This window comes from Pseudomonas sp. LY-1 (assembly GCF_053502595.1).
Genome location: NZ_CP094353.1, coordinates 4,032,423 through 4,056,458, shown reverse-complemented (window position 1 = coordinate 4,056,458; position 24,036 = coordinate 4,032,423). Strand labels below are relative to the sequence as shown.

At 62.5% G+C, this 24,036-nt stretch carries 18 protein-coding genes and 2 riboswitches; of the genes, 10 read left to right on the top strand and 8 right to left on the bottom strand.

The window, feature by feature from the left end:
- The first annotated feature begins 26 nt into the window (after nt 1-26).
- The gene (locus tag MOQ67_RS18430) at nt 27-431 is read left to right on the top strand and encodes a MerR family transcriptional regulator (RefSeq protein WP_198717955.1); all 405 of its coding nucleotides are present in this window, start codon (nt 27-29) and stop codon (nt 429-431) included.
- 40 nt (nt 432-471) lie between these two features.
- On the opposite strand, the gene MOQ67_RS18425 is transcribed toward MOQ67_RS18430, so the two are convergent.
- On the bottom strand, nt 472-966 hold the full coding sequence (locus tag MOQ67_RS18425; protein ID WP_017846607.1) for a DUF934 domain-containing protein: 495 nt from the start codon (nt 964-966) through the stop codon (nt 472-474).
- Nucleotides 950-2,608 carry a nitrite/sulfite reductase gene (locus MOQ67_RS18420; protein WP_017846606.1) on the bottom strand — a complete coding sequence of 553 codons (1,659 nt, stop codon included), beginning with the start codon at nt 2,606-2,608 and terminating at the stop codon, nt 950-952. Before MOQ67_RS18420 ends, MOQ67_RS18425 begins: the two co-directional genes overlap by 17 nt.
- Nucleotides 2,609-3,030: 422 nt before the next feature.
- Here MOQ67_RS18420 and MOQ67_RS18415 point away from each other — a divergent pair, with 422 nt between their 5' ends.
- A complete protein-coding gene (locus tag MOQ67_RS18415) occupies nt 3,031-4,098 on the top strand; it encodes an ABC transporter substrate-binding protein (RefSeq protein WP_017846604.1) in 1,068 nt (355 codons plus the stop codon).
- On the opposite strand, the gene MOQ67_RS18410 is transcribed toward MOQ67_RS18415, so the two are convergent.
- Nucleotides 4,095-4,313, bottom strand: a complete 219-nt coding sequence (locus tag MOQ67_RS18410; RefSeq protein WP_017846603.1) for a DUF2970 domain-containing protein — start codon at nt 4,311-4,313, stop codon at nt 4,095-4,097. The two genes, MOQ67_RS18415 and MOQ67_RS18410, sit on opposite strands and share 4 nt — an antisense overlap.
- A 51-nt stretch (nt 4,314-4,364) precedes the next feature.
- Nucleotides 4,365-8,075, bottom strand: a complete 3,711-nt coding sequence (gene metH / locus MOQ67_RS18405) for a methionine synthase (protein WP_198717954.1) — start codon at nt 8,073-8,075, stop codon at nt 4,365-4,367.
- A 164-nt stretch (nt 8,076-8,239) separates the two neighbouring features.
- Between metH and MOQ67_RS18400 the strand changes: the two genes are divergently transcribed.
- Nucleotides 8,240-10,534: a fatty acid cis/trans isomerase gene (locus tag MOQ67_RS18400; RefSeq protein ID WP_198717953.1), complete on the top strand. Its 2,295-nt coding sequence runs from the start codon at nt 8,240-8,242 to the stop codon at nt 10,532-10,534.
- 94 nt (nt 10,535-10,628) lie between these two features.
- On the top strand, nt 10,629-11,213 hold the full coding sequence (nfuA, locus tag MOQ67_RS18395; RefSeq protein ID WP_003190728.1) for a Fe-S biogenesis protein NfuA: 585 nt from the start codon (nt 10,629-10,631) through the stop codon (nt 11,211-11,213).
- 252 nt (nt 11,214-11,465) lie between these two features.
- Here nfuA and cobM read toward each other — a convergent pair whose 3' ends face one another.
- The 4 genes from cobM to MOQ67_RS18375 all read right to left on the bottom strand — a co-directional run bounded on the left by cobM (nt 11,466) and on the right by MOQ67_RS18375 (nt 13,576).
- A complete protein-coding gene (gene cobM / locus MOQ67_RS18390; RefSeq protein ID WP_104903035.1) occupies nt 11,466-12,212 on the bottom strand; it encodes a precorrin-4 C(11)-methyltransferase in 747 nt (248 codons plus the stop codon).
- 70 nt (nt 12,213-12,282) lie between these two features.
- Nucleotides 12,283-12,675, bottom strand: a complete 393-nt coding sequence (locus MOQ67_RS18385) for a cobalamin biosynthesis protein (protein WP_104903036.1) — start codon at nt 12,673-12,675, stop codon at nt 12,283-12,285.
- Nucleotides 12,672-13,376, bottom strand: a complete 705-nt coding sequence (locus tag MOQ67_RS18380; protein WP_079444077.1) for a CbtA family protein — start codon at nt 13,374-13,376, stop codon at nt 12,672-12,674. Before MOQ67_RS18380 ends, MOQ67_RS18385 begins: the two co-directional genes overlap by 4 nt.
- Nucleotides 13,377-13,387: 11 nt before the next feature.
- The gene (locus MOQ67_RS18375; protein ID WP_017846597.1) at nt 13,388-13,576 is read right to left on the bottom strand and encodes a CbtB domain-containing protein; all 189 of its coding nucleotides are present in this window, start codon (nt 13,574-13,576) and stop codon (nt 13,388-13,390) included.
- A 97-nt stretch (nt 13,577-13,673) separates the two neighbouring features.
- Nucleotides 13,674-13,883, bottom strand: a riboswitch (cobalamin riboswitch).
- Nucleotides 13,884-13,924: 41 nt separating this feature from the next.
- A riboswitch (cobalamin riboswitch) is annotated at nt 13,925-14,124 on the top strand.
- A gap of 92 nt (nt 14,125-14,216) precedes the next feature.
- Between MOQ67_RS18375 and cobW the strand changes: the two genes are divergently transcribed.
- The 6 genes from cobW to MOQ67_RS18345 all read left to right on the top strand — a co-directional run bounded on the left by cobW (nt 14,217) and on the right by MOQ67_RS18345 (nt 23,977).
- Entirely contained in the window at nt 14,217-15,284 is a 1,068-nt protein-coding gene (gene cobW, locus MOQ67_RS18370; RefSeq protein ID WP_448675538.1) for a cobalamin biosynthesis protein CobW, read from the top strand.
- A 3-nt stretch (nt 15,285-15,287) separates the two neighbouring features.
- Entirely contained in the window at nt 15,288-19,049 is a 3,762-nt protein-coding gene (cobN, locus tag MOQ67_RS18365) for a cobaltochelatase subunit CobN (protein ID WP_198717380.1), read from the top strand.
- Nucleotides 19,049-20,050, top strand: a complete 1,002-nt coding sequence (locus MOQ67_RS18360) for an ATP-binding protein (RefSeq protein WP_104903038.1) — start codon at nt 19,049-19,051, stop codon at nt 20,048-20,050. Before cobN ends, MOQ67_RS18360 begins: the two co-directional genes overlap by 1 nt.
- A 53-nt stretch (nt 20,051-20,103) precedes the next feature.
- Nucleotides 20,104-20,706 (top strand): vWA domain-containing protein, encoded by a 603-nt coding sequence (locus MOQ67_RS18355; RefSeq protein WP_232925654.1) that lies wholly within the window; start codon nt 20,104-20,106, stop codon nt 20,704-20,706.
- A 110-nt stretch (nt 20,707-20,816) separates the two neighbouring features.
- Nucleotides 20,817-23,213 (top strand): type VI secretion system Vgr family protein, encoded by a 2,397-nt coding sequence (locus MOQ67_RS18350; protein ID WP_448675537.1) that lies wholly within the window; start codon nt 20,817-20,819, stop codon nt 23,211-23,213.
- Between the two features lie 8 nt (nt 23,214-23,221).
- Nucleotides 23,222-23,977, top strand: coding sequence for a DUF4123 domain-containing protein (locus MOQ67_RS18345; RefSeq protein ID WP_104904543.1), 756 nt, complete (start codon nt 23,222-23,224; stop codon nt 23,975-23,977).
- The last annotated feature ends 59 nt before the right edge of the window (nt 23,978-24,036 follow it).

The window sequence follows — 24,036 nt, the reverse complement described above, 5'->3', positions numbered from 1 at the left end:
AACTTTAATGTCAAGCGGGCATGGCGATGAATATTGGTGAACTGGCGAAACAGAGCGGGCTGGCGGCGTCGCGTATTCGGTTTTATGAGGCCGAAGGGTTGATCAGCCAGGTGGGCAGGCAGGCCAACGGCTATCGGCGTTATGCCCCCGAGGCCCTGCAAACCCTGCAACTGATCCAGAGCGCGCAACAGGCCGGGTTTACCTTGCAGGAACTCAAGGCGCTGATGCCGACGCCGGGCGAGCACAAGCGCGAGGCGCTGATTGAGGCGTTGGAGCGTAAGGTGCAGCAGATCGAAGGGATGCAGGCGCAACTGGCGCACAGCAAGGCGCAGTTGCTGGGCGTGATCGCGGCGGTGCGCGCGCAGCCGGAGGGTGCGCCGTGTTCCATGGAGCAGAAGCAGGTGCTGGCGTCGATCAAACTCGATGTATAAAAAAGCCCTGGCATGCCAGGGCTTTTCGCGATGCTAACGCTTAACGGCGACGGAACAGCGGCAGCGGCTCGTCCGTTGCAGCCTGGTACGTCACGGAAAAGTCCTTGAGGCTTTCCAGCGCTTCATACGGGTCTTTGTCGGGGCGCAAGGCGAAGGCATCGAACCCGCAGCGGTGCAGGTAGAACAGTTGGTCGCGCAACACGTCGCCAATCGCGCGCAATTCGCCTTTGTAACCGTAGCGGTCACGCAGCAGGCGCGCATTGGAGTAGTTGCGCCCGTCGGTGAAGGCCGGGAAGTTCAGGGCGATGACCTGGAAGTGCGCCACGTCGTCACCGATCTCTTCGGCTTCTTCATCGGCGTCCAGCCACACGCCCAGGCCGCCGTCACGGGCCTTGAGCGCATGACCGTGCTCGCGCCACAGCGCCAGCGGCACGATCAGGTCGTCGCAGTTGGAGATGCCGTCGAAGGTCGCGTCCTTGGGCAGCAGGTGCCAGGTTTCGTCGACGACTTCGTTGTTCTTAATGATTCGCTGCATAGACGCGCTCCTTGAACAGGTCAATGCCGATGCGCTGGTAGGTGTCGATGAAACGCTCATCTTCGGTGCGCTGCTCGATGTACACATCGATCAGTTTGCCGATCACCTCGGGCATGGCTTCCTGGGCGAAGGATGGGCCGAGGATCTTGCCCAGGCTCGCATCGCGGCTGGCGCTGCCACCCAGGGACACTTGGTAGAATTCTTCGCCTTTTTTGTCCACGCCCAGGATGCCGATGTGGCCGACGTGGTGGTGACCACAGGCGTTCATGCAACCGGAAATGTTCAGGTCCAGCTCGCCGATGTCGAACAGGTAGTCCAGGTCGTCGAAACGGCGCTGGATCGATTCGGCGATCGGGATCGACTTGGCGTTGGCCAGGGAGCAGAAGTCGCCGCCCGGGCAGCAGATGATGTCGGTCAGCAGGCCGATGTTCGGCGTGGCGAAACCCCCTTCGCGCAGTTCACCCCACAGGGTGAACAGTTGGCTCTGCTCAACGTCCGCGAGAATGATGTTCTGCTCGTGGGAGGTGCGCAGTTGACCGAAGCTGTAGCGCTCGGCCAGGTCGGCCACGGCGTCCAGCTGCTTGTCGGTGATATCGCCGGGGGCGACGCCGGTAGGCTTGAGCGACAGGGTCACGGCGACATAGCCCGGCTTTTTGTGCGCCAGGGTGTTGCGCACACGCCAGCGGGCGAAGCCTGGGTGCTGCTGGTCGAGCGCGGCGAGTTCGGCGTCCTGATTGCCCAGGGCTTTGTACTCGGGGTCGACGAAGTGTTTGGCCACGCGGTGGACTTCGGCGTCGGTCAGGGTGGTCTGGCCGCCGCGCAGGTGTTCCATCTCGGCGTCGACTTTCTGCGCGAACACCTCAGGGGTCAGCGCCTTGACCAGGATCTTGATCCGCGCCTTGTATTTGTTGTCGCGACGGCCATAGCGGTTGTAGACCCGCAGGATCGCGTCGAGGTAGCTCAGCAGGTCCTGCCACGGCAGGAACTCGTTGATAAACGCGCCGACCACCGGGGTACGCCCCAGGCCACCGCCTACCAGTACACGGAAGCCCAACTCGCCGGCGGCGTTGTGGACCGGCTCCAGGCCGATGTCGTGTACTTCGATCGCCGCACGGTCCGATGTCGAGCCATTGATGGCGATCTTGAACTTGCGCGGCAGGTAAGCGAATTCTGGGTGGAACGTGGTCCATTGGCGGACGATTTCACACCAGGGGCGCGGGTCGATCAGTTCGTCGGCGGCAACCCCGGCGAATTGGTCGGTGGTCACGTTGCGCAGGCAGTTACCGCTGGTCTGAATGGCGTGCATCTGCACGGTGGCCAGTTCAGCCAGGATGTCCGGCACGTCTTCCAGCGCCGGCCAGTTGAACTGCACGTTCTGGCGGGTACTGATGTGGGCGTAGCCCTTGTCGAAGTCGCGGGCAATCTTGGCCATCATGCGTGTCTGGCGCGAAGTCAGTTGGCCATAGGGCACGGCCACCCGCAGCATCGGCGCAAAGCGCTGAACATAAAGGCCATTTTGCAGGCGCAGAGGGCGGAACTCTTCTTCGCTCAGTTCACCTGCTAGGTAGCGTCGGGTCTGATCACGGAACTGCTTGACGCGGTCCTCGATGATGCGCTGATCGTATTCGTCGTATACGTACATATAGGTCCTGTTCTCGGCAAATCTGCGCGCACGGCCGCGCACTCCCAACGGAGCCGGGGCACGATACCAGTTTGCGTTTATGCGCAAAAGTGATGTTTGAGTATATGCAAAGAACCAAATCGACTAATGGGAACGATTGTCGGTATACACGCATTTGTCATGCGGGCAATCATCAACTTTACTGTGGGCGAGTCTGAATGCAATCACCTATAAAACCGACAAGAGGCGATGCGATGAGCCATCCGACAAAAGCCCGTAAACCCGACAGTACCGTGGATGCCTGGGCCATTCTATTTCTGATCATTCTCGTGGTAGGGACGGCGGTGTTCTGGGTTGGCCACCAGTAAACAGCGTTGACTGAGCCTCGAATGACTGTCCGATTGCCAGTATCATGGCGGTCAATGTTCAAGGCTTGAATAACCATGGTGAAGGTTCTGTTTGCGTGTGTGTGGTTGCTGGGGCCAGCATTTTGTGGCGTGGCTCAGGCGGCGTCGGTGGTGTTTCTCAACCCGGGCATGTCGACGGAAACCTTTTGGGTCAGTTACGCGCAATTCATGCAGGCCGCGGCCAAGGACCTCGGCCTGGATTTGCGCGTGCGCTATGGCGAGCGCGATCTTCACACCACATTGGTCCAGGCCCGGGAGGAACTGCAAGGCCGCGAGCGGCCGGATTATCTGGTGCTGGTCAATGAGCAGTATGTCGCCCCGCAGATTCTGCGCATGGCCCAGGGCAGTGGGGTGAAATTACTGGTGGTGAACAGCGCGCTGACCGCCGACCAGGTGCAATTGTTGGGCGCCCGCACGGGCATCGATCTGATCGGAAGCCTGGTCGCCGACGACGAAGAGGCCGGCTACCTGATGCTCAAGGACATGTTGCGCCAGCACGGCCGTGTTGCGCCCGGCGAATCCCTCGACCTGCTGGCGTTTTCCGGCATCAAGACCACTCCCGTTGCCCTGTTGCGAGAGCAGGGCATGCACCGGGCGCTGGCCGAACACCCCGAGGTGCGCCTGCGTCAGTTGGTTTATGGCGAGTGGAGCCGCGAGCGCGCCTTCGAGCAAGCGACGCAGCTGTTCAAGCGTTACCCGCACACGGCGCTGGTGTGGTCGGCCAACGATCAGATGGCGCTGGGTGCCATGCAGGCGTTTCGGGACAGCGGGCGCGTGCCTGGCAAGGACGCGCTGTTCAGTGCGGTCAACAGTTCGCCGGAGATCTTGCAGGCGCGTCTGAACGGGCAGTTGTCGTCCCTGGTCGCCGGGCATTTCACCGTGGGCGGGTGGGCGATGGTGCTGATCAATGATGATGCCAAGGGCGTGGACATCGTCGCTCACGGCGGGCGCGACCGCCAGGAGGCGCTATTCCAACTGATCGATTCCGCCCAGGCGCGGCGCTTGCTGGGGCCCATGCCGACGGTAAATTTCCGCGCACTGTCCGCCCTGGGCAAGCCTGCGTCCTATGGTTACCCCTTCAGCATGCGTCTGCTGCTGCACTAGACCCCGGCCAGCAGCAACACCAGCTTGACGATGCCGAACAGCGTCAAGGCAAACACCACTGTGAACAGAATGCCCAGGACCACAAAGTGGCTGGGCTTGCCATGGGTAAAGTCGCGGGCGCGGTTCTTGCCGCTCTGCACGCCAAAGGCGGCGGCGACGACGCTGTGCAGCATCTGCCACAGGGTAGGCGGTTTGTTGTTGGCTGGATCGTCCATACGTGCCTCGACACAAGATGTGTGAGGCAAGCATAGACAATCTGCGCGTGCTTAGTTGTCGTAACCCAGGTTCGGTGCCAACCAGCGCTCGGTCACGGCCAGGTCCTGGCCTTTGCGTGCGGTGTAGCTCGCCACCTGGTCTTTGTCGACCTTGCCCACGGCGAAGTACTGCGCCTGCGGGTGGGCGAAGTACCAGCCGCTGACCGCAGCCGCCGGGAACATCGCGTAGTGCTCGGTGAGGAACACGCCGCTGCGGCCGGCATGCATCTCGCGGGCCTCAGGGTCCAGCAGTTGGAACAGGGTGCCTTTCTCGGTGTGGTCGGGGCACGCCGGGTAGCCGGGGGCAGGGCGGATGCCGCTGTACTGTTCCTTGATCAGCGCGTCATTGTCCAGTTGCTCGTCCTTGGCATAACCCCAGTAATCTTTGCGCACCTGTTGGTGCAGCCATTCGGCGCAGGCTTCGGCCAGGCGGTCGGCCAGGGCCTTGACCATGATCGAGTTGTAGTCGTCGCCCGCGTCCTGGTAAGCCTTGGCCACTTCCTCGGCGCCGATGCCCGCGGTGGTGATAAACCCTCCCACGTAGTCGGTGATGCCGCTGTCTTTGGGCGCGACGAAGTCGGCCAGGGAGAAGTTCGGCTTGCCGTCGGTCTTGATGATCTGCTGGCGCAGGTGGTGCAAGGTTGCCAGGGGCTGCCCGTCGTCGCCGTAGACTTCCAGGTCATCATCGTTCACCTGGTTGGCCGGCCAGAAACCAAACACCGCGCGAGCGCTGATCAGCTTCTCGTCGATCAGCTTGGCGAGCATTTCCTGGGCGTCGGCATACAGCGCCGTGGCGGCTTCACCCACCACTTCATCGGTGAGGATGCGCGGGAACTTGCCGGCCAGGTCCCAGGAGATGAAGAACGGGGTCCAGTCGATGTATTCGGCGAGCACCTTGAGGTCGATGTTGTCCAGCACCTTGGCGCCGGTAAAGGTCGGCGTGACCGGCGTGTAAACGCTCCAGTCGAACTGCGGCTTCTTGGCGATCGCCGCCGGGTAGCTCAGGCGTTCGGTGCGTGCGCTGCGGTTCGAGGTGCGCTCGCGCACTTCGATGTATTCCAGGCGGGTCTTCTCGACGAAACCGGCCTTCAATTCCTTGGACAGCAGCTGCGTGGCCACACCCACCGCGCGCGAGGCGTCGGTCACGTAGATCACCGCATCATTGCTGTACTTGGGTTCGATCTTCACCGCCGTGTGCGCCTTGGAGGTGGTGGCGCCACCGATCATCAGCGGCAGGTGGAAGTCCTGGCGCTGCATTTCGCGGGCGACGTGGACCATCTCATCAAGGGACGGGGTGATCAGGCCGGACAGCCCGATGATGTCGCACTTCTGTTCTTTGGCCACCTGCAGGATCTTCTCCGCCGGTACCATCACGCCCAGATCGACGATGTCATAGCCGTTGCATCCCAGCACCACGCCGACGATGTTCTTGCCGATGTCATGCACGTCGCCCTTCACCGTGGCCATGAGGATCTTGCCCTTGGCTTCCGGCTTGTCGCCTTTTTCCAGTTCGATGAACGGGATCAGATGGGCCACGGCCTGTTTCATCACCCGCGCCGACTTGACCACCTGCGGCAGGAACATTTTGCCCGCGCCAAACAGGTCGCCGACGATGTTCATGCCGGACATCAGCGGGCCTTCGATCACTTCGATCGGGCGCGCGAACGACTGCCGGGACTCTTCGGTGTCTTCGACGATGTGCGTGGTGATGCCCTTGACCAGCGCGTGTTCCAGGCGCTTGTTGACCGGCCAGCCGCGCCATTCCTCGGTTTCGGCTTCCTTGACGCTGCCGTCGCCCTTGTACTTGTCGGCGATGGCGAGCAGGGCATCGGTGCCGTCCGGGGTGCGGTTGAGCACCACGTCTTCCACCGCGTCGCGCAGTTCGGCGGGGATCTGGTCGTAGATCTCCAACTGGCCGGCGTTGACGATGCCCATGGTCAGGCCGTTGCGGATCGCATACAGCAGGAACACCGAGTGGATCGCCTCGCGCACCGGGTTGTTGCCGCGGAACGAGAACGACACGTTGGACACGCCGCCGGACGTCAGCGCATACGGCAGCTCGTCGCGGATGTAGGCGCAGGCGTTGATGAAGTCGACGGCGTAGTTGTTGTGCTCTTCGATACCGGTGGCGACCGCGAAGATGTTCGGGTCGAAGATGATGTCTTCCGGCGGGAAGCCGACTTCATTGACCAGGATGTCGTAGGAGCGTTTGCAGATCTCTTTCTTGCGCGCTTCGGTGTCGGCCTGGCCGGCTTCGTCGAAGGCCATCACCACCACGGCGGCACCGTAGCGTTTGCACAGCTTGGCGTGATGGATGAACTGCTCGACGCCTTCCTTCATGCTGATGGAGTTGACGATGCCCTTGCCCTGGATGCACTTGAGGCCGGCTTCGATCACTTCCCACTTGGAGGAGTCGATCATGATCGGCACGCGGGAGATGTCCGGCTCGCCGGCAATCAGATTGAGGAAGGTCACCATGGCCTTCTTCGAATCGAGCATGCCTTCGTCCATGTTGATGTCGATCACCTGGGCGCCGGCTTCCACCTGCTGCAGGGCGACTTCGAGGGCTTCGGTGTAGTTGTCTTCGCGGATCAGCCGGGCGAAACGGGCGGAGCCGGTGATGTTGGTACGTTCGCCGACGTTGACGAACAACGACTGGCGATCGATGGTGAACGGCTCCAGGCCCGACAAACGGCAGGCCTTGGGGATGTCCGGGATCTGGCGCGGCGCGTAACCGGCCACGGCCTTGGCGATGGCTTCGATATGCCCCGGCGTGGTGCCACAGCAACCGCCGACGATGTTCAGGAAGCCGCTCTGGGCGAATTCTTCGATGACTTTGGCGGTTTGCGCCGGCAATTCGTCGTATTCGCCGAATTCGTTGGGCAGGCCGGCGTTGGGGTGCGCAGACACATAAGTGTTGGCCTTGTTCGACAGCTCTTCGAGGTACGGACGCAACTCGCTGGCGCCCAGGGCGCAGTTGAGGCCCACGGAAATCGGCTTGGCGTGGCTGACCGAGTTCCAGAACGCTTCGGTGGTCTGGCCCGACAGGGTGCGGCCGGAGGCGTCGGTGATGGTGCCGGAGATCATGATCGGCAGTTCGAAGCCCAGCTCTTCGAATACACCCTGCACGGCAAAGATCGCGGCCTTGGCGTTGAGGGTGTCGAAAATGGTTTCGATGAGGATCAGGTCCGCGCCGCCTTCGATCAGGCCCTTGGTGGCCTCGGTGTAGTTCTCCACCAGTTCATCGAAGGTCACGTTGCGGTAGCCGGGGTTGTTCACATCCGGCGACAGCGAGCAGGTACGGCTGGTCGGGCCGAGCACGCCGGCGACGAAGCGTGGCTTGTCCGGCGTCTCCAGGGTCTTGGCGTCGGCCACCTTGCGCGCGACGCGGGCACCTTCTACGTTCAACTCGTAGGCGAGCGACTCCATGCCGTAATCGGCCTGGGACACTTGGGTGGCGTTGAAGGTGTTGGTTTCGAGGATGTCGGCGCCGGCATCCAGGTACGCCTTCTCGATGGAGGCGATGACGTCCGGACGGCTGAGCAGCAACAGGTCGTTGTTACCCTTGACGTCGCTCGGCCAGTCGGCAAACCGTTTGCCGCGGTAGTCCTGTTCTTCCAGCTTATAGCTCTGGATCATCGTGCCCATGCCGCCGTCGAGGATCAGGATGCGTTCCTTGAGGGCTTGGTGAAGGGCTTGCAGACGAGCGCTACGATCGGACATGGGACTACTCTGTTCAGGCATTACGGAGGGCGTGGATCATAGCAAACCTGTGTGGATTTGGAGCATGTGCAGGTTTTGCATGAATATCGTTCATGTTGGTACGCGTGTTAGATCGGTAGAATCCGCGGGGTTTTCTATTTTGGCTTCATATCGGGACCAGGCTCATGCCGTATCGCATCATCATCAGCTTCGTTTTGTTGCTGATTGGCAGCACTACACAGGCCCAAGATCCCGCTCCGGCGCTTTCCTACACCCGTGATATCCAACCGATCTTCACTGAGAAGTGCGTGGCGTGCCATGCCTGCTACGACTCGGCCTGCCAGTTGAACCTGGGCAGTGGCGAGGGCGCGGCGCGGGGGGCGACCAAGGTACTGGTCTACGATGGTGATCGCAGTCAGGCGACCAAGCCGACGCGTCTGTTCTACGACGCGTTCGGCAAGGCTGCCTGGCGGCACGAAGGCTTCACTTCCGTGCTCGACGCCCAAGGCAGCCAGGCTGCGTTGATGGCGCGCATGCTCGAACTGGGCCACAGCCGCGCGCCGTTGCAGCCCAACGGCAAGCTGCCGGACGACATCGTGCTGGGCCTGAACCGCGAGAACATGTGCCCGCTGCCAGAGGAGTTCGACACTTACGCCGACGTGCACCCCAATGAAGGCATGCCGCTGGCCGTGACCGGCTTGAGCGACCAGCAGTACCAGACCCTGCGACGTTGGCTGGCCTCAGGTGCGCCGATTGACCAGCAGGGCGTGGCGCCAAGTGCCCAGGAAGCCGCACAGGTGCTGCAGTGGGAAAACCTGCTCAACGCCCCCGGCGCCCGCGAAAGCCTGGTCGCCCGCTGGCTGTTTGAACACCTGTTTATCGCACATCTGTATTTCGAAGGCGGTGAGCCGGGGCATTTCTTCCAGTGGGTACGCTCGCGCACCCCCAGCGGGCAGCCGATCGACCTGATCAATACCCGTCGCCCCAACGACGATCCCGGTACCCGGATCTACTACCGGCTGTGGCCGATACAAGGGGTGATCGTCCATAAGACCCACATCACGTACCCGCTCAGCGCGGCGAAAATGGAACGGGTCAAAGCCTTGTTCTACAGCGGCGACTGGCAGGTCAGCGCCTTGCCGGGCTACGGTCCGGGCCGTCGTGCCAACCCGTTCGAGACGTTCGAGGCGATTCCGGCCCAGGCGCGCTACCAGTTCATGCTCGATAACGCCGAGTACTTTGTCCGCACCTTCATCCGTGGCCCGGTGTGCCGGGGCCAGATCGCCACGGACGTGATCCGCGACAATTTCTGGGCGCTGTTCCAGGCCCCCGAACACGACCTGTACATCACCGATCCGCTCTATCGCGGCCGGGCCACGCCGTTGCTGGCAATGCCCGGGCAGAACGACGACGTGGGCAGCGTGCTCAGCCTGTGGCTCAAGTACCGTGACAAGCGCAACGAGTACGAAGCGCTGCGTCGCTACCGCTATGGCGAGTTGCCGGCGCCCGGTTGGTCGACCCTGTGGGCCGGCAACGACAATGCGTTGTTGAGCATCTTCCGTCACTTCGACAGCGCGTCGGTCAATAAAGGCCTGATCGGTGAAGTCCCGCAGACGATGTGGTTGTTCGACTATCCGTTGCTGGAGCGCACCTACTACCAATTGGTGGTCAATTTTGACGTGTTCGGCAACGTCTCCCATCAGGCCCAGACCCGTTTGTACTTCGACCTGATCCGCAATGGCGCCGAACAGAACTTCCTGCGCCTGATGCCGGCCAATTCGCGGGACGATTTCCTCGACGATTGGTATCAGAACGGCGGCAAGGTCAAGTTGTGGATGGACTATGAGTCGATCGACGACGATAAACCCACCGGCCTGAAACTGAATGAAAAAGACCCGAAACGCGATTTCGTCAACCAGTTGCTAGCGCGTTATGGCGACCTCAATGCCAGCCCGGACCCGATCAATCGCTGTGCCGGCGCCTACTGCTCGCGGCCGGGCCTCGAACCGGTGCTGCGCGATGCCGAGCAGGCCCTGAGTCGCCTGACGTTGCGCCCGGCGGCGGGGCTCAAGGTCATCGACCAATTGCCGGAAGCGACCATGCTGCGCATCGAAACCCGCACCGGTCATCGTGAGGTCTACAGCCTGCTGCGCAACCGTGCCCACAGTAATGTCGCGTTCATGCTGGGTGAGGCTTCTCGCTATCAACCGGGCCTGGACACGTTGACGGTCTACCCCGGCGTGCTGAGCAGTTATCCGAACTTCATGTTCAATATCCCGGCCGAGCAAGTGCCGGCGTTCGTCGCGGCCATGGAAAGTGCCCGCGACGCCCAGCACTTCGAGAAGATCGTCGATCGTTGGGGTGTGCGCCGCAGCCATCCGCAGTTCTGGGAGTACTTCCACGATCTGTCGACCTACATCCGCGAAACCACGCCGGTGGAAGAGGGTGTGCTGGATATGAACCGCTATGAAAACCTCTGACGGCGATGGTGAGGCTTTTCCGACAAAATTACTGGGGCTTTGTATCTGCGTAATATTTTGGCGTAAACTGCCAGCAAGCCTGTGAGGAGTTTCCATGACTGCCATAACCATTACCGACGCCGCCCACGATTACCTGGCTGACCTGCTGTCCAAGCAGAACACCCCGGGTATCGGCATCCGCGTCTTTATCACCCAGCCTGGCACCCAGTACGCCGAGACGTGCATCGCCTACTGCAAGCCGGGCGAAGAGAAGCCGGAAGACACCGCGCTGGGGCTGAAAAGCTTCACCGCGTATATCGATGCCTTCAGCGAAGCGTTCCTCGACGACGCGGTGGTCGACTACGCCACTGACCGCATGGGCGGCCAATTGACCATCAAGGCGCCGAACGCCAAGGTGCCGAACGTCAATGCCGACAGCCCGGTCAACGAACGCATCAATTACTACCTGCAAACCGAGATCAACCCTGGGCTGGCCAGCCACGGTGGGCAGGTCAGCTTGATCGACGTGGTGGATGACGGTATCGCCGTATTGAAGTTCGGCGGCGGCTGCCAGGGCTGCGGCCAGGCGGATGTGACCCTGCGTGAAGGCATCGAGCGTACCTTGCTGGAGCGCATTCCGGAGCTCAAGGGCGTTCGTGATGTGACTGACCATACGCAGAAAGAAAACGCCTACTACTGAGTCAGGTGTTCGCTGCGAGCAAAAAAAACGGCGCCCCGTGAGCGCCGTTTTTTTATGCTTAAAATTCAGCTTCTTACGCGACCTACCTAACGCTGAAAATTAAGTGTGGGAGGGAGCTTGCTCCCGATAGCGGCGGGTCAGTCGACTTATCAAGCAACAGATACACCGCTATCGGGAGCAAGCTCCCTCCCACATTTTTTTGTGTTTATTTAATTAAATCAGTGTTTTATGTTTGTTTTTTGATGTTTTTGATTAGGGTCGGTACAGGTGTGCATGCCCGGCCCGATACAGCGACGACGCGCTGAAACTGTCACTGGCCAGCACCCGACCCACCACAATCAGCGCCGTGCGCCTGAAGCCTTTGGCCGCGACTTTGTCGGCAATGTCCGCCAAGGTGCCGACAGCCCAATCCTGATCCGGCCAGGTCGCGCGGTGTACCACGGCAATCGGGCAATCCGCGCCATAGTGCGGCAGCAGTTCGGCGACGATCTTCTCCAGGTGATTGACCCCCAGATGAATCGCCATGGTCGTGCCGTGGCGGGCCAGGCTGTCGAAGTCTTCACCGGCGGGCATGCGGGTTTTATCGGCGTAGCGGGTGAGAATCACGCTCTGGGCGATATCCGGCAGGGTCAGTTCAGTCTCCAGCAGCGCCGCGCAGGCGGCCACGGCGGTGACGCCGGGAATGATCTGGAACGCAATGCCCAACTCGCGCAACAGGCGGATCTGTTCGCCAATTGCGCCGTACAGGCTTGGATCGCCGGAGTGGACCCGCGCCACATCCTGGCCCCTGGCATCGGCGGCCTTGATCAGCTCGATGATCTGTTCCAGGTGCAGTTCGGCGCTGTTGACCACCTGTTCGGCCTGATGCCCCTCCAGTACCGCCGCCGGCACCAGCGACCCTGCATAGATGATCACCGGGCAACTGCGGATCAGCCGCTGGCCTTTGACGGTGATCAATTCCGGGTCGCCGGGGCCGGCGCCGATGAAGTAGACGGTCATGGACAAATCCTGTGAAAAAACGCGCGAGCATGAGGAACGCTCATGATCGGAAGCGGCGATTATCGCGGTTTCAGTCGACGCAGGCCAATGCCAAGGTGGCCCGGGCGGATTTTTTGCGCGGGACCAACAGGCGCGCAGGGGCGTCGCCGAGTTGTTCGGCCAGGGCCAGGGCGGCACTTTCGGCGATGCCGTAACAACCGGTATGGGCAAAGGCGACGGCAGACCTGTGGCTCAGACGGTCGTCATACATCGCCAGGTGCGCCGCGCTGAAGCAGTGCAGCGGCAGGTTCAGCCATTGGGTCAGGGCCAGCAAGCCCGGTTCATCCTGCTTGCGATCAAGACTGGCCAGGGCGGTGATGCGATGGCGCTCGATACCGCCCTCGGCGAGGGCGGCGTCCAGCAGGTCCAGCAGGGCTTGAAACTCGCAGCCGCGCTGGCAGCCCAGGCCGACGACCAGGGTCATGCGGTGTATCGATCGTCGCGGTTACGGCGAAACAACCAGGCGCTGATCAGCCCCAACGCCAACCAGAACGCGATGTTGGTCAGTTGCGAGGCGATCTTGAACTGTGCTTCCAGAGCCTCAGGGGCCAGCATCGAATGCACTTCAGGTTGCGGAGCGCCAATCACATGAGGCACCACGAGGATCGCCGCGCCCAGCGCCTTGAGCAGCCAGTTGCCACCGAATACCAGCAGCGCGATACCGGCCGCGGTTGAGGCCGCCGTGCCGATCCACCAGATCTGCCGTTGTGCCAGGTCGGCAGCGGCAGTGCCCGGCAATTCCGGCGGCAGGCCCAGGGTTGGCGCCAGCACGAAGGTTGCGTAACCGGCCAGGCCCCACAGCAGGCCTTGAGCCGTGCGAGTCGGCGCGCGCAGGGTGTAGAGCCCGGCGAGCATCAAGGCGAAACCGACCGCCACCACCAGATTGCCGCCGGTGGTCGACAGCACGCGCTGCCAGCCATCTTCCGGCTCCCAGGCTTCGGCGTCATGGGCGTGTGCAGCGGTGCCGGCGGCGTGCTCGTGTACCACTTGCGTCGCGGCCGGGGCTTTTTCAAAGGTTTCCGCCTGCATGATTAGCGGGGCGACCCAGAAACTTTGCAGCAAGGTCAACAACAGGGCGGCCAGCAGCCCACTGAAACCTGCGGTTTGCGCAATACGCTTGATCATGTCGGCAGGTCTCAATGGCACGGGAACGCGGCGCTGTGGCGGGTATCGTGGGCGGCGTTGTGTACCGCTTCGATATGCGAGAACCCGGCGAAATACACCAGGCACGCGCCGAGGATCGACGCGCCGATGGCGGCGCCCAGGCGTTGGCTCAGGGTGGCGGTGCTGCTGGTGCTAGGCGAGGTGCTGCTGATGATCGACATGGCGCGTCCCTTCAGGGGTTCAGGGTGACACGAGCGCATGCAAAACCCGCGAGCCAGGCACGCAGGGTTCAAACAGCGCCCGCCCACCGCGGGTTTGTTAGATGATTTTTTTCGGGCCGGTCTCCGGGCTTGCGAGGGGGCTCTTGAACTGAGTCCTGAAAGCATCGCCTTCCCATGCACAAAGCACAGTGGCCGTGACGCTTCGCTCGCTTACCGTTGCGGGGGCAGCACCGGACTGGTCATATCGCTATGACGCACCGGTTTCCCGTTTCACCCTGTGAAGGGCACCCGAAACAAGGTGTGTAGGAAAGCATGCAGGGCGACGGTAGTCAAATTGACTGAGCCCCTGTAGCCTTGCACCCTCGAGGTTCTTCGGCCCAGGCCGGAGCTAAGAAGGGAACGCGGTTCAAGCCGCGGCTGCCCCCGCAACTGTGAAGGGTTTATCTGACTGCCACGCCACTGCCATCAAGGCGGGAAGGCGCAGCCAGCGCCGGTCGCAAGACCCGCAAGCCCCAAGCCAGGAGACCTGCCTCGCAACCGATTTTTCAATTCAACCGGGCGGGGTGATCCGGTGACGAAATCTGCTGCTGCGCGTCGCGCAGGGCCTATCGTCCCGTATGCCCGCCCCCAAGGGCATCCGATGAAAACACTGGCCAAACTCCCCGTCACCATCGTTACCGGCTTTCTCGGCTCGGGCAAAACCACCTTGCTGCGCCATATGCTCGATAACGCCCAGGGCCGTCGCATCGCGGTGATCGTCAACGAGTTCGGCGAGCTGGGCATCGACGGTGAAATCCTCAAGCAGTGCTCCATCGGCTGCACCGAGGAAGAAGCCAACGGCCGCGTGTATGAACTGGCCAACGGCTGCCTGTGCTGCACCGTGCAGGAAGAGTTCTTCCCGGTGATGCGCGAACTGGTTGCCCGTCGCGGCGACCTTGACCATATCCTCATCGAAACCTCCGGCCTGGCCCTGCCAAAACCTTTGGTCCAGGCGTTCCAGTGGCCGGAAATCCGCAACGCCTGCACGGTCGATGCGGTGATCACCGTGGTCGACAGCCCCGCCGTGGCGGCCGGCACCTTCGCCGCCTTCCCGGATCAGGTCGACGCCCAGCGCAAACTCGACCCGAACCTGGACCACGAATCACCGCTGCATGAACTGTTCGCCGACCAACTGGCCAGCGCCGACCTGGTGATCCTCAACAAGTGCGACCTGATCAGCCCCGACGACCTGGCCCGCGTGCGCCTGGAAGTCGCCGAAGAGTTGCCGCCGGCGGTGAAGATCATCGAAGCCAGCAGCGGTCGGGTACCGCTGGACGTGCTGATCGGCCTGGGCGCCGGCTCCGAAGAGCACATCGACGGCCGCCACAGCCATCACGATCATCATCACGAAGGCGAAGGCGAAGACGATCATGATCACGATGCGTTCGACTCCATTTCCATCGACCTGCCCCAGTCCGACGAAGCCCTGCTGCTCGACGCCCTGAGCCAATTGGTGGTGCAGCACGGCATCCTGCGCGTCAAAGGCTTCGCGGCGATCCCGAACAAGCCGATGCGCCTGCTGATCCAGGGCGTGGGCACGCGCTTCGACAAACACTTCGACCGCGCCTGGAGCGCCGACGAAGCGCGCATCACGCGCCTGGTGCTGATCGGCCAGGACCTCGACGCGGCGGGCCTCGAAGCGCAATTGCGCGCCGCCCTCAGCGTTTAACCCATGCACCTGCTCAGGACCCAGCCCGGCGGTTTCGTCGCGGACGACAACATTGCCGACCTTGGGCAAACCCCCGCCGAGCTGGTGATCCTGTGCAGCGGCGATTCCAGCCTGGCGCTGCTGGCCGAAGCGGCCCAGCAGTTGCCCGAGGATTACCCGAGCTTGCGCCTGGCCAACCCGATGCAGGTGCAGAACCATGCATCGGTGGACCTGTACGTCGATGAAGTGCTGCGCCACGCCAAGGTCATCCTGATTTCCCTGCACGGCGGCATCGGCTATTGGCGTTACGGCGTCGAGCGCCTGGTGGCGTTGGCCGAGCGCGGGGTCACGCTGATCCTGGTGCCGGGGGATGACCGCCCCGACCCGGAACTCAGCGGCCTCAGCACCGTGGATGCCGCAGCGCGTGACCGCCTGTGGCAGTTCCTGCGCCAGGGCGGCCTGGGTAATGCGCTGGATTTTTATCGCTGCCTGGCCAGCGCTTACCTGGGCCGCGACTATGCCTGGGCCGAGCCGCAAACCCTGGCGCGCAGCGCGATTTATCACCCGCGTAAAGCCCATGCGTGCCTCAACGACTGGCAGTTGGATTGGAATCCTGAGTGCCCGGTGGCGGCGGTGCTGTTCTACCGCTCCCATCTGCAAGCGGCCAATACCGGTTTTATCGATGTGTTCTGCCAGCGTCTGCAGGCGGCGGGCCTGAATCCGTTGCCAATGGCAGTGGCCAGTCTGAAGGAGCCTGGCTGCCTGACGGCGGTCGAGGACTGGCTGGATGAGGTCGGGGCGGCGGTGATTCTCAACACCACCGGCTTTGCCCAGTCCAGCCCCGAAGCGCCGCATTTGCGGCCGTTTCGCCGCAATATCCCGGTGATCCAGGCGATTTGCGCCCAGGACAACCAACCCGCCTGGCAGGCCAGCGAACAAGGCCTCGGCCCGCGCGACCTGGCGATGCACATCGCCTTGCCGGAACTGGACGGACGCATCATCAGCCGACCGATCAGCTTCAAGGACCTGGCCTGGCGCAGTGAGCGTAGCCAGTCGGACGTGGTGTGCTACCGCGCAGCGCCGGAGCGCATGGACTTTGTCGCTGAACTGGCGCGCCGTTGGGTCGAACTGGCGCGGGTGCCGAATGCCGACAAGCGCATCGCCCTAATCCTGGCCAACTACCCGACGCGCGACGGCCGCATCGGCAACGGCGTCGGCCTGGACACGCCGGCGGCGGCGCTGAATATCCTGCGGGCCTTGCAGGCCGAGGGTTATCCGCTGCCGCAGGTCCTGCCGGAAAGCGGCACCGCGTTGATCCACGAACTGCTCGGTGGCGTCACCAACGACCTGGACAACCTCGACCTGCGCCCGTGCCACCAAAGCCTGGGCCTGGACGACTACGAGGCGATGTTCAAGCGCCTGCCCGAAGCCAACCGCCAGGCGGTGCTGGAACGCTGGGGCACGCCGCACAACGACCCGATGTGCCGCGATGGCCGCCTGATGATCGCCGGCCTGCGCCTGGGCTTGACGTTTATCGGCATCCAGCCGGCCCGCGGTTATCAGGTGGACGCCAGCGCGGTGTACCACGACCCGGACCTGGTGCCGCCTCACGCTTACCTGGCGTTCTATTTCTGGTTGCGCCACACCTACGGCGCTCACGGCGTGATCCACGTCGGCAAGCACGGCAACCTGGAATGGCTGCCGGGCAAGGGCGTCGGGCTGTCGGAAAATTGCTGGCCCGACGCGCTGCTCGGGCCGCTGCCGAATATCTATCCGTTTATCGTCAACGACCCGGGCGAGGGCGCCCAGGCCAAGCGGCGCACCCAGGCGGTGATCATCGATCACTTGATGCCGCCGCTGACCCGTGCCGAAACCTACGGGCCGCTGCGCGACCTGGAGCTGTTGGCGGACGAATACTACGAAGCGCAATTGCTCGACCCGCGCCGCGCCCGCGAGCTGCAAAAGGACATCCTCAAGCTGGTGCGCGAAACCCGTATCGACCAGGAGCTTGAACTGGACAGCGAGGCCGACGCGGCGATCTGGCTGCCGCGCCTGGATACCTACCTGTGTGACCTGAAGGAATCGCAGATCCGCGACGGCCTGCATATCTTCGGCGAGTCGCCCCAGGGCCGCTTGCGTATCGACACCTTGCTCGCGTTGCTGCGTATCCCGCGTGGCGACGGCCGAGGCGCGCAATCGAGCCTGTTACGGGTATTGGCCAAGGCCTTCGAGCTGGGTTTCGACCCGCTGGACTGCGCCCTCGCCGAACCCTGGACCGGACGCTGCCCGGAGGTGTTGCAAACCATCGATCCACAGCGGTGGCGCACCGCCGGTGATACCCGCGAGCGCCTGGAGCTGTACGCTGCACGGTTGATCGAACAGGCGCTGGCGGGGCCGCTGGAACAGCTGGAAGAGCCCGGTTGGGAGGACGTCAAATCCGTCATCGAAAGCCTGCGCAGTGTCGTGGCGCCACGCCTGGATGGGTGCGGCCCGGCGGAAATGCGCGGCCTGCTCGATGCCCTGGGCGGCCGCTTCGTGCCGGCGGGCCCAAGCGGCGCGCCGAGCCGGGGGCGTCTGGATGTGCTGCCCACCGGGCGCAATTTTTTCAGCGTCGACGTGCGCAACCTGCCGACCACCACTGCCTGGCGCATCGGTTTCCAGTCGGCCAACCTGATTCTCGAGCGGCACCTGCAAGACCACGGCGACCACCTGCGCCAGCTCGGCCTGTCGGTGTGGGGCACCGCGACCATGCGTACCGGCGGCGACGATATCGCCCAGGCCATGGCCCTGATGGGGGTACGCCCGGTGTGGGCCACGGGCAGCCAGCGGGTGGACGACTTCGAAATCCTGCCGATCAGCCTGCTGGACCGCCCGCGTGTCGACGTGACTTTGCGCGTGTCCGGGTTCTTCCGGGATGCCTTCGCCAACCTGATCCGCCTGTTCGATGCGGCGGTACAAGCGGTGGCGGCGCTGGACGAGCCTGACGATATGAACCCGCTGGCCGCCAAGGTCCGTTGCGAGCGCCAGGCGTTGCTTGAGTCCGGCCTGGACGAGGCCGCGGCGGCGAAACAGGCGGGCTGGCGTATTTTCGGGGCCAAGCCGGGTGCCTATGGCGCGGGCGTGCAGGGCGCGATCGACGGTCGCTTGTGGCAAAGCCGCGAGGACTTGGCCGAGGTCTACCTGAATTGGGGTGGCTACGCCTATGGTGGCGCCGACGAGGGCACCGCCGCCCGCGGGCAATTCGCCCAACGCCTGAGCCAGGTGCAGGCGGTGCTGCAAAACCAGGACAATCGCGAGCACGACCTGCTCGATTCCAACGATTACTACCAATTCCAGGGCGGCATGCTCGCCGCCGTGGAAACCCTGAGCGGCGATAAGGCTGCCAGCTACCATGGCGACCACAGCCAGCCGGACGTGCCGAAGATCCGCACCTTGAAGGAAGAGCTGAACCGGGTGATCCGTGCCCGCGCCGCCAACCCCAAGTGGATCGAAGGCGTGAAGCGTCATGGCTATAAAGGTGCGTTCGAGATGGCGGCAACCGTGGACAATCTGTTCGCCTTCGACGCCACCACCGCGCTGATCGACGATCACCAATACGCCTTGCTCGCCGACGCCTACCTACTCGACCCCGACACCCGCGCCTTTGTGCGACAGCACAACCCTGATGCCCTGCGGGACATGACCGAGCGCCTGCTCGAAGCCCAGCAGCGTGGCATGTGGCAAGCGCCGGGGGCGTATCGCGAGGCGTTGGAAAACCTGTTGCTGGATATAGAAGAAGACAGCTGATGACTGATATTCCCCATTTCCCGCTGTCGGCCGTGGTCGGTGCCGATGACCTGAAACTCGCGCTGTGCCTGACCGCCATCGACCCGAAGATCGGCGGCGTGCTGATCGAAGGCCCGCGCGGCATGGCCAAGTCCACCCTGGCACGTGGCTTGGCGGACCTGTTGGCCAGCGGTCAATTCGTCACCTTGCCGTTGGGCGCCACCGAAGAGCGCCTGGTCGGCACCCTGGACCTGGATGCGGCATTGGGCGAAGGCCGCGCGCAGTTTTCACCCGGCGTGCTGGCCAAGGCGGATGGTGGGGTGTTGTATGTCGACGAGGTCAACTTGCTGCCCGATCATTTGGTGGACCTGTTGCTGGACGTGGCCGCCAGCGGCACCAACCTGATCGAGCGCGACGGTATCTCCCACCGGCATCCTGCGCGCTTTGTGCTGATCGGCACGATGAACCCGGAGGAGGGTGAGTTGCGTCCGCAGTTGCTCGACCGCTTCGGCTTCAATGTGGCCTTGAGCGGGCAAACCGTGCCGGCCGAGCGTGGGCAGATCATCCGCCGGCGCCTCGACTTCGACAGCGACCCCGTGGCCTTCTGCGCGCTGTGGGCCGAACCGCAGGCCGCCCTGCGCGAGCGTTGCACCCGGGCGCGGGCCTGTCTCGAGGCCATTGCATTGGATGACGAGGCGCTGGCACAGATCACCCAACGCTGCTTTGCCGCGGGCGTGGATGGTTTGCGCGCCGACCTTGTCTGGTTGCGTGGCGCAAGAGCGCATGCAGCCTGGCGCGGCGCGACCGCCATCGCCGAGGAAGATATCGAAGCCGTGGCCGAGTTTGCTTTGCGCCATCGTCGCCAGGCGCAGTCCCCGCCGCCCAGCCCGCCCAACCATGAGGGCCAGGCGCCTCAAGCGTCCGATACTTCACCCGGCCAAGGCCAGTGGGGCGATATGCCCGCACCGGCCTTGCCCACGGGCGCTCGCCGAGACGTGCCCGCCTGGCCAAAAAAGCCTTAGGCATCTGCCCCCGACCTGACGCGGGGGCGGATGCCCGGCCCAAGGCGGGGCGACTGGATAAAGGCAGGCACGGCAAGTCGCGCGACGCGCAGCAGGGCTCGATCAATTGGCCGGGCACCTTGCTCGGCGGGCGGCCGCAGTCTCGTGAGGACCTGCGTTTCCACCTGCGCAGCCGCTCGGCCCAGGAGTTATGGTTGGTGATTGTCGACGCGTCGGCGTCGACGCGGCGGCATCGTGCCTTGACCGATGCCAAAGGGTTATTGGCGCAACTGTTGGATGACGCCTACCGCCAGCGGGCGCGCATGGCATTGCTGACGGCGAGCGGGCAGTCGCCGAAGTGGCAGGTGCAGGGCCTGAAAGCCGCGAAAAGCCTGGCTGGCTGGCTCGATCAGCTCGGCGCGGGTGGCGGTACGCCGCTGTTGGCAGCGCTGGGCGAGGCGGCGCAATGGCTGGCGGCACGCAGAACGCGTTTCCCCACCGAACAGCAGCGGTTGCTGGTGGTGACTGACGGGCGACTCAAGGAGATTGCCGCGTTGCCATCGCTGGAGTGCCCGGGGTTGCTGGTCGACATCGAGCGCGGGCCGATTCGGTTGGGGAGGGCGCGAGAACTGGCTCAGCACCTGTATTTGGATTATCGACATATCGATAGTTTTTAGGCTCTAAAACCAGATCGGGAAGTGTCGCTCTTGTAAAGTCGAATCTTCCGACATTAATCACCGATAACAAATCTTTACTCTCTGGGCTTTCGCGTCCAGGAGTAAAGGGAATGACTTCCAGCGTACTGCCGAGGGTTCTTTTCGATCATGGCCGGCACACCCTGAGTGTGCGCAACATCGAAGCCCGTCTCGACGTGTTGGCCTTTGAAGGCCACGAACACCTGAGTCAACCCTTCACCTATCGCGTGGAATTCACCAGCACCGAACGTGACCTCGCCGCCGAAACCCTGCTTGGCCAGGACGCCTGTTTCAGCCTGCACGCCGCCCCGCAAAAACCACCGGCCTCAGGCTTCAGCGCGCCCGCGGTCAAACCGCTGCGCACCTTGCACGGTGTGGTCACCGGCTTCAAGCGTCAGTCCGGCTCGAACGACCAGGCCCGTTATGAACTCACTCTGCAGCCGCGCCTGGCCCTGCTCGGCCAAGGCAGACAATTTCGCATCTACCAGCATCAATCCGTGCCACAGATCGTCGAAAGCATCCTGCGCAGCCGCCACGATTTTGAAGGCCAGGACTTTCTGTTCAGCCTGAAACGCGACTACCCCAGGCGCGAGCAGGTCATGCAATACGGCGAAAGCGACCTGGCCTTCATCGACCGCCTGCTCGCCGACGTCGGTATCTGGTACCGCTTCACCAGCGACGAACGCCTGGGTATCGATGTGGTCGAGTTCTGCGACGATCAGCGCCTCTACCAGTTCGACATCGCGCTGCCGTATCGCCCGCAATCCGGGTTGGGCAGCAGCGGGCAGGACGCGGTGTGGCACCTGCAATCGAACCACCGGGTGGTCGAACAACAGGTGCATATCCGCACCTACCACCCCCGCGACGCCGGCGCCCACCTGAGCGGCGAGATCGACCAGAGCCGCGGCGCCAGCGGCACCTACGGCGAGGCCTACCACTACGCCGAGCCCTACACGACCCTCGGCGACCGACTGGATCAGGACGAAGACCTGCTCAGTGAAAGCGGCTACTTCTACGCACGCCTGCGCCACGAGCATTACCTCAACGCCCAGACCCAACTCAGCGGCATCACCAGCAGCGCCACGTTAGCGCCGGGGCAGGTGCTGCACATCACCGGCGGCGCGCCCGAAGCCTTCACACCGGGCGCGGTGATCACCGGCCTGACCACCACCGCCGCCCGCGACAGCAGCTTGGTCGCCACCTTCCAGGCCATACCCTATTCAGACACCGTGTGCTTTCGCCCCGCACTGCAGCCCAAACCCCAAATCGCCGGCACCGTCCCGGCCCGCGTCACCAGCCCACAGGCCAACGACCCCTACGGCCACATCGACTTCGAAGGGCGCTACAAGGTCAACTTCCTGTTCGACCGCGACACCTGGAAACCCGGCGAAGAAAGCCTATGGCTACGCCTGGCCCGCCCCTACGCCGGAGATACCCACGGCCTGCACCTGCCGTTGATTGCAGGGACCGAAGTGGCGATTGCGTTCGAGCAGGGCGACCCGGACCGGCCCTACATCGCGCACGCGTTGCACGATAGCCAGCATGTCGATCATGTGACCTTGCGTAACTACAAACGCAACGTGCTGCGTACCCCGGCGAATAACAAGCTGCGGATGGATGACACGCGGGGGCGGGAGCATATCAAGGTCAGTACTGAGCACAGTGGTAAGAGCCAACTGAACCTGGGGCATTTGGTAGATGGTCAGCGTAAAAAACGTGGGGAAGGGTTTGAGCTGCGCACGGATAGTTGGGGGAGCATTCGTGCAGGCAAAGGGTTGTTCATCAGTGCGGATATACAGGCCAAGGCTTCTGGTGATGTGCTCACCATGGCGCCAGCCGCCGATCTGGTCGCGGGAGCCACACAACAAATCGCTGATTGGCAGGCAATCGCCCAGTCTCATCGCAGTCGCAAACCCGCCATTGATGGTCTGCAACAGTTCCAAGACCACGCCAAAGACCTGAACGCCTCGGCCATCCTACTCAGTGCGCCCAAGGGCATTGGCGCGGTAACCCCTGAAAGCCTGCTGCTCAAAAGCGGCGAGGCGATGTATGTGCAAAGCAACGATGAGATCAACCTGGCTGCCGCTCAACGGCTGTCCGTCCATGCGAATCAGGCCATTTCCCTGCTTGCCCAGCAGGAAGGCATGCGCCTGGTGTCCGGCAAGGGGCCGCTGGAAATCGAATCCCACAACGACGTGTTGAATCTGATTGCCCAGCAAGACATCACCCTGCAGACCGTACAGGGGCATCTGCAACTGACGGCTAAAAACGGCATCACCTTGGCGTGTGGTGGCGGGTATATCCGCATCACACCAACCGGAGCCATCGACATCCACACCCCGGGCAAGCTCAACCTTAAAGGCCAACACGTCTGGGAAACCACGACCAGCCAGCGCTTTCCTTTGCGTGAGTTGCCGCAGTCGGTGTGCAAGGCGTGCCTGGAAAAGGCTCGGAAAAATGCGGTCGGTTTACTTATGCGCGAAGGTTGATGGGGAATATGAAGATGGCAACACCAACGGAATGGCAAGATCAGATCGAGCAGGTATGTGCCAGCCTGGGTCTACAACAGGTCGACTTGCTGCTCGACCAATCGGATTGGAACAACTGTGCTGTACCCGCGCTGAAGACGTTGAGGCCTGAAGTTCCGTGGTTTTCATTATTTAGCGGTACTCCGGAAGAGAACTTGCTGGATCAGGCACCGCTGTTAATGCGTCTTGATCTGGCACATTGGCAACACAAAGCCTGGCTGGAAGAACTGATGATCCACTGCGCCATCGATGCTCGCTTGCTGGTGGTGATCTCACCGTTATCGTTCAAGTCATTGAGTCATGCACTGCAAGCCCTGTCGCAAATGAAGTGGGGTGGGGAGTCTGGTTTGTTGCGTTATTACGACCCACGAATCTTTCCCTTGTTGATGTCTTCGATCCTGACAGACGTCCAGCGCGTCGAATACTTAAAAGTTGCGTGCTACTGGGGTTGGCTGGATCGGGATGATCAGTCGCAGTGGATAGAGGGTATTGCGCAGCCGCAGAAAAATACTATCGCAATACCGACCTGGATCGACCTTGATGATCAGCAATGTGAACTGATTGGTTGTATCAGTGATGCACAGAAACTGTTGGATGGTGGGAACTTTAATTACTTGGAATCCAGCCAGGAACAGCGTTTCGCTACTTTGTATTCGGTCACCGTACAGGCTAGTCAGGAAAACTACTTTGGGAGTTTGACTGAGTACGTAAAGAGGAAATCATGAGCTATGAAGGTGTATCGACTGTTCGACGTGCCCGCAAGATCGGGAAAACATTTAAAAAA

Excerpts from the sequence above, each read along its gene's own strand:
- MOQ67_RS18345 (WP_104904543.1), top strand. The coding sequence starts at position 23,222 with ATGAAGATGGCAACACCAACGGAATGGCAAGATCAGATCGAGCAGGTA.
- nfuA (WP_003190728.1), top strand. The coding sequence starts at position 10,629 with ATGACTGCCATAACCATTACCGACGCCGCCCACGATTACCTGGCTGAC.
- MOQ67_RS18375 (WP_017846597.1), bottom strand. The coding sequence starts at position 13,576 with ATGTCGATCATCAGCAGCACCTCGCCTAGCACCAGCAGCACCGCCACC.
- cobN (WP_198717380.1), top strand. The coding sequence starts at position 15,288 with ATGCACCTGCTCAGGACCCAGCCCGGCGGTTTCGTCGCGGACGACAAC.
- MOQ67_RS18385 (WP_104903036.1), bottom strand. The coding sequence starts at position 12,675 with ATGACCCTGGTCGTCGGCCTGGGCTGCCAGCGCGGCTGCGAGTTTCAA.
- metH (WP_198717954.1), bottom strand. The coding sequence starts at position 8,075 with ATGTCCGATCGTAGCGCTCGTCTGCAAGCCCTTCACCAAGCCCTCAAG.
- MOQ67_RS18360 (WP_104903038.1), top strand. The coding sequence starts at position 19,049 with ATGACTGATATTCCCCATTTCCCGCTGTCGGCCGTGGTCGGTGCCGAT.
- MOQ67_RS18415 (WP_017846604.1), top strand. The coding sequence starts at position 3,031 with ATGGTGAAGGTTCTGTTTGCGTGTGTGTGGTTGCTGGGGCCAGCATTT.
- MOQ67_RS18430 (WP_198717955.1), top strand. The coding sequence starts at position 27 with ATGAATATTGGTGAACTGGCGAAACAGAGCGGGCTGGCGGCGTCGCGT.
- MOQ67_RS18400 (WP_198717953.1), top strand. The coding sequence starts at position 8,240 with ATGCCGTATCGCATCATCATCAGCTTCGTTTTGTTGCTGATTGGCAGC.
- MOQ67_RS18350 (WP_448675537.1), top strand. The coding sequence starts at position 20,817 with ATGACTTCCAGCGTACTGCCGAGGGTTCTTTTCGATCATGGCCGGCAC.
- cobM (WP_104903035.1), bottom strand. The coding sequence starts at position 12,212 with ATGACCGTCTACTTCATCGGCGCCGGCCCCGGCGACCCGGAATTGATC.
- MOQ67_RS18380 (WP_079444077.1), bottom strand. The coding sequence starts at position 13,376 with ATGATCAAGCGTATTGCGCAAACCGCAGGTTTCAGTGGGCTGCTGGCC.
- MOQ67_RS18425 (WP_017846607.1), bottom strand. The coding sequence starts at position 966 with ATGCAGCGAATCATTAAGAACAACGAAGTCGTCGACGAAACCTGGCAC.
- cobW (WP_448675538.1), top strand. The coding sequence starts at position 14,217 with ATGAAAACACTGGCCAAACTCCCCGTCACCATCGTTACCGGCTTTCTC.
- MOQ67_RS18410 (WP_017846603.1), bottom strand. The coding sequence starts at position 4,313 with ATGGACGATCCAGCCAACAACAAACCGCCTACCCTGTGGCAGATGCTG.
- MOQ67_RS18420 (WP_017846606.1), bottom strand. The coding sequence starts at position 2,608 with ATGTACGTATACGACGAATACGATCAGCGCATCATCGAGGACCGCGTC.